Source organism: Endozoicomonas sp. 4G (assembly GCF_023822025.1).
Taxonomy (GTDB): Bacteria; Pseudomonadota; Gammaproteobacteria; order Pseudomonadales; family Endozoicomonadaceae; genus Endozoicomonas_A.
Genome location: NZ_CP082909.1, coordinates 1,878,256 through 1,890,581, shown reverse-complemented (window position 1 = coordinate 1,890,581; position 12,326 = coordinate 1,878,256). Strand labels below are relative to the sequence as shown.

The following is a 12,326-nucleotide window of genomic DNA, read 5'->3' as shown; positions in this document are numbered from 1 at the left end:
TGACTCTAACCAGTATTTATATTGAACAATGTTATGACAGCGACTATAAACGAGTCAGCGCCATAAACAAAATCGGTATTTTTTAACGGTTTGATAGAGAAAGTCTATCCGTCATTGCCGAACCCCCCTATTACCTTTGGTCTCAGGCACGGCAAAACGGGTGAACGATTCCTCTGTGTTGTTGTCTATAGTTACCGGGCTAAGTTACACGGCCAGGTCGATGTACTTGCATTAAAAATCACTCTTTTCAGGAGGTACGCATTTTGAAAAAGAACTATTTGACGATTATTTTGGCTGCTGTTTTATTCAGCAGCGCAGTTTGGGCAGCTGACTCAGTAAGAACCCTTATTTCAGGCAGGTTTGTGGGTTACACTGGCCAGGATGGTAAATACATCTGGATTCTGGATTCTGAAAATGGCAAAGTTAAGTATTGCTATCTGGATCACTTTGTTTACTGCAAAAATACCGTGGAGTGACTCGTTCAAATCCTATTCTGCACATAGATCCTGAACCCACTGCCTTAACCATTGAACGGCCTGCTTTTTACCCGTCAGGCCATTCGCTTTAGCGATCTCTGACCAGTCAACCCCCTGAAGCACTTTGGCAATTAATCCATTAAGAGCATCCTTCGAGGCAGAACGATCAGAAACCTTTGATAGCAGCAGGGAACGAATAGCGGGAAGACAGCTTTCAAACAGTCGATCGGAACTGACAAAGGATTCCAGATCCATTCGGTCTCGGTTATCCAAAACCGTTTCAATGTTTAAACGACTCAGGCAAAGTATCACCCGAACCAGATCAGGTGCCATGGCTTTGAACGACACGGGCAGCTGCATCAGAAAACCTGAAATAAAACGACACTGCATTTCTTCCGTCAAAACAGAGAAGGCTTTATTCAGGGGGTTCAAAACCATCATGGAGTAACAGCCGCTGGCCGCTTCACGGGTAACGCCAACGCGAACCGGAAGATAGCCTGAACCTCCCCAAAAAACCGCCAGTTCTGGCGTCGCACCAAAGCTACTGCCCAGGTAATCCAGTTTTCTGAGTGTTGCCTGCTCTTCAACCCCTTTCAACAGCTGAGTGCCCAGCCCATGCCCCTGCAATAAAGGATGTACTGCGATTCGAATCACCCTCAAACCGGCAAAACCAGAAGCCTCCGGGAAACCACAATGATTACTGAGGGACTGGGGAATAAGATGACCGCGAACCCTGCGCTGACCCAGCCAGATCGCTTCCTGCAAACAGTCTTCTATCCCCCCTTCCAGTGCCAGCAGCGCCGTGGCCACAACACGCCCCTGATACCTGAGACAGTACACCTCGATATTCGGGCCATCTAATAAATGCCTGAGATCAAAAGGACGGGTTCGATAATGGGCGAATACCAGCAGACCAAAAACATCAGCCAGCAGCCGATCATCATGAATCAATTGCTTCGGTTCAAGGCGAGCAAAAGAACAATGCCCAATGCTTGCACCCTGTATCAGCTCATCTGGTACAGGCGAGGCATTTAGCATCAACGCTTTGAAAACAAAGGCTTCGAAAGGATCATTTTCAGCCCAGCGGATCGGCTGTTTCAGACGCTGGGCGCGCCATTTTGGCGTCAGCTCCGACAGGGTTGACCTGAACTTAATGGCAAACCCCCTGCCCGTTCCTTCATAACCGTGCTGAGTGGATGCGAAAACAATTCGGGAATGATGCTTTAATAATTGGGTTAGTAATGGCACCGGGATAGCCGCTGCTTCATCCACCAGCATAAGATCACAACCCGAATCACACTCTGGATGCAAAAGTTCGTCGGGGGCTTTAAATTCAAGTGCTTTGTCGTGCCAAAGCAACTTCCCTCGATGGACTTCACAGCCATCAAGCAGCGCTTCAGCGGTATTAAAGACCACCTCAGCAGAAGCCAGAGAAGGTGCCGTTACCCATATCCTTGCAAGCCCCGATTGCAATAACCGGGCGGATGCAATACCCAGCGCAGCACTCTTACCCCGACCACGATCGGCAGTGAGTACTAATGGACGACGACGATGCCCTTTTGCTACACGAAGAATACCTTCGACAGCCTGTGCTTGATCCGACGTTCTACAAACATTGTCGTCTTGCCCTGAACCCGGTACATCAGCGCAATCGGTACTTTGTTGCCATCGGGAATCACCGTTTTCGCATAACAGTGAGAGTGTCGCTTCAGACTGAATGAGGTTTGCCAGTCTTGCCAGGTAGAGCCCACGGATGTGTTCGGGCTGATAGGGATAAACAGTGAGTCTTTTATGATCCGGGTCGCAATAATCAGCCCAGTCATCCAGGTCTGGTACCAGCAGTACGAAAAGCCCTCCGCCTCTCAACGTACCACTGAGCTGACCAAAAGCATCAACATCAAAGCCGGAAAAGGCATTAAAGACAATGAGATCCACCTCACGCCCTAACCAACCGGACGCTTTCGAGGCAGAGATCGACGTTTCATTACTCTGGTTGCGTTCACCGACCCAGAGAGCTTGCTTCTCCTGTCCCTTTGAAAACAGGCTTTCAGCGTGTTGTTGTGCCCAGGTTTCTGAGCCGGATAACACCAAAAGGGCACGATGATGGTTTTCAGCCGCCTGTTTGAGGATAGGCTCGACGTTAATCACTAAGCACTCTTGCTCCACTTTACCCTTTCTTCGTCGTATACAACACACAGAACTCGTTCAGCTGCTGCCCTGTCATCATAAACAACAGAAAAAATATCCTTAGTGATACCCAGCCTTCGCAGAATCGACTCCAGCCTCTCGTAAACCGGCAGTTTGGCAGGCTTGCCACCCCGGGCCAGCCAGACAGAAAAACCTTCTTCAAAAACACGAACCCGATCTTCACTAAAACCCTGTTCATCCACCAGCCACTGGGCTAATACCTGGGCATCCTGCTTATCACGACCATAGACGACAATGGATTTATCAGGCGATATCCCCTTACTGAACAAAAGCGTCCGGGCCTGTTCAGGGTCGGCTTCCATCCAGGCCAGGTCAAAATTACGGGCACCGGGAATATGGCCCCCTTCCGGGTCATTACCTGAAGGCCAGCCGCTGTACCAGTTGCTGTCTCGAACATCCACCAGCACCCAACCCTGCTCCTGCACCAATGCTTCCATCGCAGGTTGATCGACCGATTTTAATGCCAGCCTGTCATTCCAAACGCTGTCGCAGGCGGTAAGGACCGGCAACAACAGGATCAACAGACAATATTTTACCCAACGCTTCATGAAACCTGATTACCTGATGGTTATTGTGCCTCTTTAACTCTTTCAACGGCCAGAATAAAGACCGGCTCAACAGGAACATTGGCGTGCGGCCCCCTATTCCCGGTTTTCACAGAGGCGATAGCATCCATCACCTCCTGACCTTTAATCAGCTCACCAAACACAGCATACCCCGGACGACCCGGACGATTGTTTAAAAACTCATTATTGACGAGATTGATAAAGAACTGGGAGGTGGCACTGTCCGGGTTAGCGGTTCTCGCCATAGCAATCGTGCCACGGCTGTTCCTGAGACCGTTGTCAGACTCATTCTTAATAGGAGCCCCCGTCGGCTTTTGACTCATATCTGCGGTCATGCCGCCGCCCTGAATCATAAAGCCGGGCATCACCCGGTGAAAAACCAGTCCTTTATAGAACCCCTTGTCTACGTAGGTAAGAAAGTTCTTCACAGTGACCGGCGCTTGCTCAGGGTTCAGACGAATGGTCATATCCCCCTTACTGGTCTTCATCACCACATCAACAGGCTGAACCGCTTCTGCCGCAGGTTGGGCCGGAGCTGTGGCTGTTTGTTCTGCCATCAGCGGACTGGCAAACAGTAAAAAAGACACGGTGAGAACCGTTTTAATTGCTTTTAACACCTGTATTAACCCGTGAGAAAAAGATGATTGATACCATTATCCTACTGGATTCATGGTTAAGCCTATAGTGCGGCACGTCGAAAAAATGCACACTTTGCTATTATCTGTAGGTTCGTGCCTGGTCGTCACGAAAAAAAGTCGCCATAGAAGAAAATCAGACCAAGGCTTGCAAATCCCTTGTAGAAAGGTAATATACACCTCGCCGCACAGAGCGGCAGTCGGAGCGTAGCGCAGCCTGGTAGCGCACCACAATGGGGTTGTGGGGGTCGGAGGTTCGAATCCTCTCGCTCCGACCAAATTTTTTTCCAGACCAGTCCGTAAAAGTCTCTCCTCCCTTACTCTTTCAGTCCCTTCAGCTATTCTTTGTCCAGCAAAGTCCCCCTTTATTTGCCTGTTTCTTCGAATTTCTCGGGGTACTTTTGAGGGTATCTCTCTCCGTTTACCTGTTACCCAAAAAAAAATACCCCTGAAAGTACCCATGCAGGTACCCCCAACTTGTGGTGAAGTCCATGATTACCAACGCCTTGCAAGTTAAGAACGCCAAGCCAAAAGAAAAAGATTATAAAATCACCGACGCGAAAGGGATGCACTTACTCGTCAAAAAAAACGGACGAAAGTACTGGCACATGAGCTATCGATTTGCTGGTAAATACAAAACTCTCGCCCTTGGCGTTTACCCGGATGTCAGCCTTAAGGGAAGTGGCGGTTAAGAAACTACCGATTCAGGAACGACAGTCATATCCCACTTTGGTAGTTTCGGATTCCTGATAATGTATGGATTTATATCAGTCATTTCTGATTTTCCAAGTCTCACTCCCTTGGGATAAAACTTGTCCAGCAGATTAACCACAGGACTCATCGCTTTCCATGTCATAGTTTCCGTCCATTTCAATACAGTGCTCACTGTATTCAATAACGTCCCACTCCAATGATTTTCCAGCGAAGACCACCTACGTTCGATGGGGTTGTATTTGCTGTGATAGGGAGGATAGTACACCCCATGAATTTTCAGGCCTTTGCTTTGACTGAAACGCACCAGCCTTGAGAGGTACTGAGTGCGGTGACTATTATTTTCCGGACCATTATCGGCAAAAATAACAATCTCCTCTACCTCCGGATTTTCTTCTTTCACCAGATCCCACCACCACTCGAACGCATCGCAGACAAAATCACTGGTTTTGTTCGAATTGCCGTAGAAAATATGGAGTTGGTCGTTTTCAAGATTGAGAATGCCAAAAGGAATCAGTTTACTCTTCGTAGCCATGTCATGATCAAGTGCTTTAACAGGAGCCTTCCCACGAGATTTACCCCCTCTGGAAAAGTCGCCAAGATTAACTGTTGCTTTGCAGTCTATGCTGACTCGCAACGCTTTTTTGTTGTTTTTAGCTTCTTCGTTTATTCGGTGGACGTTTTCAAAAATGGCATCGGTTTCCGGGACTTTTTTGGGGTTTGGTTTTTGTACCCGACGCAGTTTATAGCCCAGGCGATTGAGAATATCATTAATGGTTCGCACTTTGGGAACCTGATCTTCCGCCCAGCCTTTTTCTTCAATGAGCTTTCGATGAACCGCTTTAGCTGTAATGCGAGTATAGGCTAATGTGTTCTTCATCTGTGGGTCTGCCTGGCTTTCCGGTTCAACCAGACTACGGATGTCTTGTTCTAATTGTGGTAGGTTAATTTCTGAACGGCGCTTGCCACATACTTCATAATGGCCAAAGCACTCGAACCCTGTCCGTAGCTCATTGATACCGAGTTCTACGGACTTTCTGCTCCAACCAAACTCTGACTCCGTTAAGCGGGGACTCTCGTAGCAGAGCTTTTTCGACACCTCAGCCATGAAGATTCTTTTTTTCATGCCAGTGAGTTGTTTGGCTGCAAACTTAATGACGTCTTTGGCTTCTTGAGGAATAGCAACAGAGGTAGACATAGCAATCAATGACATAGGAGTTTAAGCTTGCTGCCTACCATACTCCGGTATGATTTTGATCGCCAGTTCCCTAAGGAAGCGAGAGAAAAAAGAGACGTGGCTCGCAAGCAACTCAGTGACAACATTGATCCCGGTGTTTACAAGGCTCAACAAAAAATCGCTGCAACCAGCGCTGCCGAAAATGATTTCGAAACGATCGCTATGGAATGGTACAACGTCCAGCTGTCAGACAAGAGCGAAAGTCATAAAAGCCGCTCACTGCGTATGCTCAGAAAAGAGCTTTTTCCTCATATCGGTCGCCGTCCGATCAGCGATATTTCACCCCCTGAACTGCTGATGCTGTTACGACGAATTGAAAATCGTGGCGTGGTCGATACCGCACACAGAGCCAAACAAACTGCCGGACAGGTGTTCAAATACGCTATTGCAACAGGTCGCACTAACCGAAATCCAGCCAATGACCTGACCGGCGCTTTACGCCCGAAAAACAAAACCCATTATGCAGCCATAACAACACCTAAAGATGTGGGAAAGCTAATGGTTGCCATGGATGCCTTTTCCGGTACGTATATTGTCCGCTCAGCACTCAAACTATCTGCCCTGTTCTTCTTACGCCCCGGAGAGCTGCGCCACCTGGAGTGGGATGAAGTGAATTGGGATGAAAAGCGTATAGAGATCAAAGCGGAAAAAATGAAAACAAGGCAGCCTCATATCGTGCCCGTCAGCAGCCAGGCTGAAAAAACACTGCTCCAACTACACTCCCTCACTGGACGGGGACACTATATTTTTCCTTCCCAACGAGGCAACAGTCGCCCTTTGTCCGAAAATTCAGTCCGTGTTGCACTCAGAACCATGGGGTACGATAACAACACTATGACTCCCCACGGTTTCAGAGCGATGGCGAGAACACTTCTTGATGAAGAGTTAAGTTATCGCATTGAATGGATAGAGCAACAGCTGGCTCATGAAGTAAAAGACGTGAATGGTCGTGCATATAACCGTACCAAACATCTGAAGCAAAGAGTTGAGATGATGCAGAAATGGGCTGATTATCTTGACATGCTTAAGGTGAAAGAGCAGGGTTGTGTGTTATCAAGTATGGACTAGCCTGGAAAACCGCCAGCCCATGGTGATTACCCGGAACGGCGAGGCCAGTGCCGTGATTCTTGATGCCGACAGCTACCAGCAACAGCAGGAGTTATTGGCTCTGCTGAAAATTCTGGCGACTGGTCAGCAACAGATCGAACAAGGTGATACCGAACCTGATGGAGCGTTTTTCAATCGGCTTAAACAGCAGATGAGCCTGGCGAGCTTTAATTGATGAGCAAACCTGAGCCGTCCGGGGCAACAGAAAGTCTGTCTTGCAGTGTCCACCTCACTTTAATCAAACCAGGCGGAGCCTCTTAATTGGGTGAGACTACATGGGAGTTTTGTTACCCCCAAGCTCAATGGTTGATCATCGTTTCCTGGTAGATTCTCAGCTTTTTGTCTTTTCCTTGTGCAGAATCGGATTCCAGATCATCACCTGACACAGAATCTGATTTATCCTCCTGATCTTGTGTATCAGAATCCTGAGAATCGTTTTCCTGATTTCCTGACGAATTTTCCGTTTTGTCTGCACCATCCAAACCTGAATCTTTGTTTTCAGAATGCTCATGGCTTAGATTCTGAAATAACGCGATGATCTGGTCAGACAGGTTCAAAGCTTCCTTCGTGCTTCTCAGGTCAGGCACCTTGGCTAAATGCTCATCGAGCGAATCCAGTAACTGTCTGGAAATGTATTCTGATCGTTACCGTTGTAGTGCTCTCATCAAGGATGAGGTCACTACGCCAAAGATCATATTCCAGGAAGGAGAGGTAACTATAGGACACATGATCGCTAATTCAATTTTTCGAGTCGTCTACAACTTGCTTAGGGCTTCAGTCATTCCCGATTCTACCATTTATTTCAGAGATTCCGCACACACTGTGTGCGGAATTGAGATGGTTCCAAATAAGTCTGATGATGTAAGTTATAAGTCTACCAAGACAATGATCTATGCGGTTGGCAACCTGCATGACCTGATTCTAACTACAATCATTATCAAATATGGGCAGTGCAGCAAAAACCATTGATGACATGGATAAACCGGGCTACCACCTTCATCCATTGAAGGGCGACCGTGAAGGCCTTTGAGCCGTTGACGTATCAGGTAACTGGCGCATTGTGTTTGAATTTAAAAACGGAGATGCCTACATCGTAAACTATGAGGATTACCACTGATGGCCATACAACAATTTGACCCACCTCACCCAGGGGCATTGATCTACCGCACCTATATTGAGCCATTCACCTCAATGACCGCTAACAGAATTGCCGACCAACTGGGCGTGGCCAGAAGTACTTTCAATCGTCTGCTGAATGAAAAATCAGGTGTTTCTCCGGGAATGGCCATTCGACTGTCCGAGGCACTGGGTGGTTCTGCTGAAAGCTGGGTGACACTTCAGGAAAACTTTGACTTGTGGAAAGCCAGACAAGTCCGATTTCGTAAGTGTCCATTTGAGGAAAAAACGTGAAAATAAACTGCGACATGGGAGAAAGCTTTGGCATCTGGAAGCTGGGTTGTGATGAGGACATCATGCCCTATCTCAACATGGCCAATATTGCCTGCGGCATGCACGCCTCTGACCCTTCTGTGATGATGAAAACCGTCAGGTTGGCCCGTCAGCATCAGGTAAGTATAGGGGCTCATCCGGGTTATGCTGATCTTCAGGGGTTTGGCCGTCGTCATGTTGCCATGGCTGCGGAAGACCTAAAGGCACTGTTCATCTATCAGATAGGTGCACTTCAAGCTATTTGTGACAGTGAAAATACGACACTGGACTATGTCAAGCCACATGGCGCACTCTACAACCGCATGATGAAAGACGATGAAGTGTTTATGACTTTGTTGCAGGGGCTCAAGAGTTTAAAAAGACCCTTGCCTTTGGTCGTCATGGCCGTACCTGATTACCAAAGATATCAGACTATTGCAGACAGTATGGGCATTGAACTCTGGTTTGAGGCTTTTGCTGATCGCATTTATGGTGATGACGGACGTCTGGTACCACGCACCATGGCCGGTTCATCTCTGACAACGCTGGATGAGATTGAGCAACAAACAGACCAGATAATGACCCAGGGAACGGTGACTACCATCGAAGGCAAGGTTATTCCCATTAAAGTAGACACTTTGTGCATTCATGGTGATGCTCCTGCCGCACTGCCAACTGCGAAAATGTTGCATCAAAAAGCCGCCAGCTTATGAACATATGCCGGGTTAATGAAAACAGCGTGATTGTCTATTTCTCGGATACCATCAGCCCTGATACAGCAGACGCTATTGCCCGTGTCATACCGGTCATTCGGCAAGAACTGGGATCCTGCCTTGTTGATATGATTCCTTCCTATACATCCATTTTGATCAGCTTTGATCCAGTCGTTATCGGCCTAAAGGCTTTTGTCGAAGAATTAAAGCAGGCACTGGTTGTTGCAGAGCACTCCGGCCCAAACCTTACGACAGCCGACGTGATTAAGTTACCCGTTTACTATGGCCCGGAAGTGTCACTGGATGCTGAAGAAGTGTCTGCCCACACCGGTCTCAGCTTTGACCAGATTGTTGATATTCATTCATCAACCCTTTACCGCGTTTATGCGATCGGGTTTGTCCCGGGCTTTGCTTACCTTGGGAATACCGATCAGCGCATTGCCATTCCCCGCAAGAAAACCCCACGACTAAAGGTTCCCCAAGGTAGCCTTGCCATAGCGGAACAGCAAACGGCTATTTATCCCAGGCCATCACCGGGAGGCTGGCAAATCATTGGCCGTACACCCGTTGGCCTGATCGATTACCAGAGCGAGAATCTGACAGTCTTTAAAATGGGGACGAAGGTTAAATTTACGCCCGTTAGCAAGGAAAAGTATCTGGAGCTGGGTGGTGTTTTCTCTGTTCAGGATCACCCTGGCATGGAGGCAGTATGACACTCAGAGTTTTAAAACCGGGTATTCTGAGTTTGATCCAGGATCGTGGCCGACAAGGTTTTCAGGATATCGGGGTCAGTCCGGGTGGCCCAATGGATGAACATGCTTTTCTATGGGGTAACCGGCTGCTGGATAATGCACCTGAATGCGCCCAGATTGAAATCACTATTGGGCAGTTTTCCTGTGAGTTTCTGGCAGATACCGTGATAGCTCTGACAGGTGCTGATATGTCTGCACAGCTCAATAGCAGGCCGATTCGTAACTGGGAGAGCATCAATGTTTGTGGTGCTGACACCCTGTCTCTTGCTGGGGCGAGATCCGGCTTTCGAACCTATCTGGCTGTCAGTGGCGGTTTTACCGTACCACACGTTCTGAAAAGCTGTGCAACCGTCATGCGTGATCAGCTGGGGGGATTGGATGGTCAGGGGAGCCAATTAAGTGAAGGTGACAGAATTCCTTATTCACCCAGCGAAAAGCGAATTACACGGCGGGTGCCGGAAATATTTATTCCGGTCTATGAACAGGACGTCACGCTTGAAGTGATTCCGGGCTATCAGTATGAACGTTTTGATCCACAAGAGCGCTGTCGTTTTTTTAGTAACACATACACTCTTAGCGCACAGATGGATCGCATGGGCTACCGTCTCGAAGGCGAAGCGATTCATTGCCAGAATACCCAACTGATCTCAGAAGGTATTGCACTCGGGGCTATTCAAATTCCGGCAGACGGTCAACCCATTATCCTGATGCGAGATCGGCAAACTATTGGTGGCTACCCGAAGATAGGCTGTATAACGGCCAGAAGTTTGAGGGTGCTAGCCCAGTGTCAGCCCGGGACCAGGATTCAGTTTGTTGAGAAAGAGCTTTATGAGGCTGAAGGTGAGTATTTGGTTCAGGAATATTTTTTTAAGAATAATGTGTCATTCTAAACGGGCATAAACGAACTGACACCCACACCAACAATTAAAAAGTCAAACAGGAAGAATAATATGGCATTAGAAAAACCTTCTGTACGATTTGAGCAAAAATCAGAACCTGCCACTGCGCCCAGCAATTCCCGCTGTTTTTTTAAGCCTTTGAGCCGCATAGCCTCCAGCGCACTCAAAAAAAAACACTTCGCAGACTTTTTAGCTCTATATTGAAGGCATGAAAACACTGTCGTACTTTTGTGATCACAGCCATGCCCAAAGTCAGCAAACACCTTAACGCAGCAAACCTAATCGATCAGGTTTGCAAGTGCCTTGATGAGATTCCAGATCACCGGCCTAACCATTGCCCTAATGGGATTCCCTTTCCCAACTTTGCAAAATCCGCTTTTGCCATGATGCATCAGAAGTACGATTCCCTTCTGACCTTTGACTCTGACCGTGCCGACCCGGTTATTCTTCATAACCTGGCGACTATGTATCACGTCCAAGATCAGAAAGTACCCTGTGATACACGCATGAGAGAAGTGCTTGATCCCATTGAGCCTGCACAGTTTCGCAAGCCCTTCAAGAAGTTATTCTCCCTGATTCAGCGTAACAAGCTTCTTAAAGCCTTCGAGTACCAGTGTGGTGACTTGAAAGACTGGTACCTGATGCCGGTTGATGGCACCGGCCTCTTCTACTCAGGTAAATGCCGATGCCAAGAGTGTTGTGTAAAAAACAAGGGAAACCCAATGAAGCTTACTACCACAACTTATTGGGCGGCTGTATTGTTCACCCGGATCAAAAAGTCGTCATGCCCTTTGCCCCAGAGGCGATTGTTCAACAGGACGGCGACAACAAGAATGACTGCGAACAGAATGCCATCAAGCGCTACCTGGCGCACGTCAAGAGAGAGCACCCTCATTTAAAACTGGTCATACTCCTGGATGGGCTTTTTGCTGACAATCCTACTATTGAGTTGATCAAGAGCTATGGCTGGCACTTCATCATTGTGGCTAAAGATGGCAACCACAAATCCCTTATCGAGGCGATGGATGCGCTGTGTGACCAGGAACAGCTCAGTTATCATAAAATCATTGATGAAGAGCAAGGAACCAGGCACTGGTTTCGTTTCGCTAATGATGTACCGCTGAATGCCTCCAAGTTGACCCAAAATGTCAATGTCCTTGATTACGTGGAGACAGACAGTGAAGGCAAACGCCACACCTGGTGCTGGGTCACAGATATTGAGTTAACCAAAGATACCGTTGAAGCTGTCATGAGAGGAGGTCGTTGCCGCTGGCACATCGAGAACCAAACGTTTAACACCCTGAAAAACCAAGGCTACAGCCTTGAACACAACTATGGTCACGGGAAGCAGCACCTGGCAACCAACCTGGCTTACCTGACGTTCCTGGCCTTCATGGTTGATCAAATCCAGGAAATGGCCAGCCCGGAATTCAAAAAGGCGCTGAAGGAGCGAGCGAGGGGCGTCCGAACGTACCTATGGAAGGTGATTACACGGGTATTCCTGTCCTGGATGCTCGAAGGTTGGGATGAATTGTTCGATGCGCTCATATATGGCATAAAGCCTGGTAGGGTTCAAATTAACACTTCATAGAAA

The 12,326-nt window shown here is 48.0% G+C and carries 16 protein-coding genes, 1 tRNA gene and 1 pseudogene; 13 read left to right on the top strand and 5 right to left on the bottom strand.

Going from position 1 to position 12,326, the window contains the following annotated elements:
• Window positions 1-263 precede the first annotated feature (263 nt).
• Window positions 264-476, top strand: a complete 213-nt coding sequence (locus K7B67_RS07400) for a hypothetical protein (protein WP_252179709.1) — start codon at window positions 264-266, stop codon at window positions 474-476.
• A gap of 12 nt (window positions 477-488) precedes the next feature.
• Here K7B67_RS07400 and K7B67_RS07395 read toward each other — a convergent pair whose 3' ends face one another.
• The 3 genes from K7B67_RS07395 to K7B67_RS07385 are packed head-to-tail and all read right to left on the bottom strand — an operon-like array spanning window position 489 to window position 3,807.
• Window positions 489-2,624: a GNAT family N-acetyltransferase gene (locus tag K7B67_RS07395; RefSeq protein ID WP_252179708.1), complete on the bottom strand. Its 2,136-nt coding sequence runs from the start codon at window positions 2,622-2,624 to the stop codon at window positions 489-491.
• On the bottom strand, window positions 2,624-3,232 hold the full coding sequence (locus K7B67_RS07390) for a rhodanese-like domain-containing protein (protein ID WP_252179707.1): 609 nt from the start codon (window positions 3,230-3,232) through the stop codon (window positions 2,624-2,626). Before K7B67_RS07390 ends, K7B67_RS07395 begins: the two co-directional genes overlap by 1 nt.
• 20 nt (window positions 3,233-3,252) lie before the next feature.
• Entirely contained in the window at window positions 3,253-3,807 is a 555-nt protein-coding gene (locus K7B67_RS07385; protein WP_252179706.1) for a peptidylprolyl isomerase, read from the bottom strand.
• Window positions 3,808-4,086: 279 nt separating this feature from the next.
• Between K7B67_RS07385 and K7B67_RS07380 the strand changes: the two genes are divergently transcribed.
• Window positions 4,087-4,163, top strand: a tRNA-Pro gene (locus K7B67_RS07380).
• A gap of 213 nt (window positions 4,164-4,376) precedes the next feature.
• A complete protein-coding gene (locus K7B67_RS07375; RefSeq protein WP_252179705.1) occupies window positions 4,377-4,577 on the top strand; it encodes an Arm DNA-binding domain-containing protein in 201 nt (66 codons plus the stop codon).
• On the opposite strand, the gene K7B67_RS07370 is transcribed toward K7B67_RS07375, so the two are convergent.
• The gene (locus tag K7B67_RS07370; RefSeq protein WP_252179704.1) at window positions 4,574-5,809 is read right to left on the bottom strand and encodes an ISAzo13 family transposase; all 1,236 of its coding nucleotides are present in this window, start codon (window positions 5,807-5,809) and stop codon (window positions 4,574-4,576) included. The two genes, K7B67_RS07375 and K7B67_RS07370, sit on opposite strands and share 4 nt — an antisense overlap.
• A 12-nt stretch (window positions 5,810-5,821) precedes the next feature.
• Here K7B67_RS07370 and K7B67_RS07365 point away from each other — a divergent pair, with 12 nt between their 5' ends.
• Both K7B67_RS07365 and K7B67_RS07360 read left to right on the top strand, forming a co-directional pair.
• On the top strand, window positions 5,822-6,901 hold the full coding sequence (locus tag K7B67_RS07365; protein WP_252179703.1) for a site-specific integrase: 1,080 nt from the start codon (window positions 5,822-5,824) through the stop codon (window positions 6,899-6,901).
• Entirely contained in the window at window positions 6,879-7,115 is a 237-nt protein-coding gene (locus tag K7B67_RS07360; protein ID WP_252179702.1) for a type II toxin-antitoxin system prevent-host-death family antitoxin, read from the top strand. The genes K7B67_RS07365 and K7B67_RS07360 overlap by 23 nt, the downstream gene beginning before the upstream one ends.
• Before the next feature lie 124 nt (window positions 7,116-7,239).
• On the opposite strand, the gene K7B67_RS07355 is transcribed toward K7B67_RS07360, so the two are convergent.
• A complete protein-coding gene (locus K7B67_RS07355) occupies window positions 7,240-7,527 on the bottom strand; it encodes a hypothetical protein (protein ID WP_252179701.1) in 288 nt (95 codons plus the stop codon).
• 458 nt (window positions 7,528-7,985) lie between these two features.
• Between K7B67_RS07355 and K7B67_RS23940 the strand changes: the two are divergent.
• The 8 genes and pseudogenes from K7B67_RS23940 to K7B67_RS07315 form a co-directional block, all read left to right on the top strand.
• Window positions 7,986-8,057: pseudogene (locus tag K7B67_RS23940) on the top strand (Killer protein); the annotation flags it as partial.
• On the top strand, window positions 8,057-8,350 hold the full coding sequence (locus K7B67_RS07345; RefSeq protein ID WP_252179700.1) for a HigA family addiction module antitoxin: 294 nt from the start codon (window positions 8,057-8,059) through the stop codon (window positions 8,348-8,350). The pseudogene K7B67_RS23940 and the gene K7B67_RS07345, both read left to right, overlap by 1 nt.
• Window positions 8,347-9,081 carry a 5-oxoprolinase subunit PxpA gene (locus tag K7B67_RS07340; protein ID WP_252179699.1) on the top strand — a complete coding sequence of 245 codons (735 nt, stop codon included), beginning with the start codon at window positions 8,347-8,349 and terminating at the stop codon, window positions 9,079-9,081. Before K7B67_RS07345 ends, K7B67_RS07340 begins: the two co-directional genes overlap by 4 nt.
• Window positions 9,078-9,794, top strand: coding sequence for a 5-oxoprolinase subunit PxpB (gene pxpB, locus K7B67_RS07335; protein ID WP_252179698.1), 717 nt, complete (start codon window positions 9,078-9,080; stop codon window positions 9,792-9,794). Before K7B67_RS07340 ends, pxpB begins: the two co-directional genes overlap by 4 nt.
• The gene (locus K7B67_RS07330) at window positions 9,791-10,723 is read left to right on the top strand and encodes a biotin-dependent carboxyltransferase family protein (protein WP_252179697.1); all 933 of its coding nucleotides are present in this window, start codon (window positions 9,791-9,793) and stop codon (window positions 10,721-10,723) included. Before pxpB ends, K7B67_RS07330 begins: the two co-directional genes overlap by 4 nt.
• Before the next feature lie 60 nt (window positions 10,724-10,783).
• Window positions 10,784-10,936, top strand: coding sequence for a hypothetical protein (locus tag K7B67_RS07325; RefSeq protein ID WP_252179696.1), 153 nt, complete (start codon window positions 10,784-10,786; stop codon window positions 10,934-10,936).
• 38 nt (window positions 10,937-10,974) lie between these two features.
• Window positions 10,975-11,631: a hypothetical protein gene (locus K7B67_RS07320; protein ID WP_252177782.1), complete on the top strand. Its 657-nt coding sequence runs from the start codon at window positions 10,975-10,977 to the stop codon at window positions 11,629-11,631.
• Complete coding sequence (locus K7B67_RS07315; RefSeq protein WP_252177781.1) at window positions 11,517-12,323, top strand: transposase; 807 nt, start codon at window positions 11,517-11,519, stop codon at window positions 12,321-12,323. Before K7B67_RS07320 ends, K7B67_RS07315 begins: the two co-directional genes overlap by 115 nt.
• Window positions 12,324-12,326: the final 3 nt, after the last annotated feature.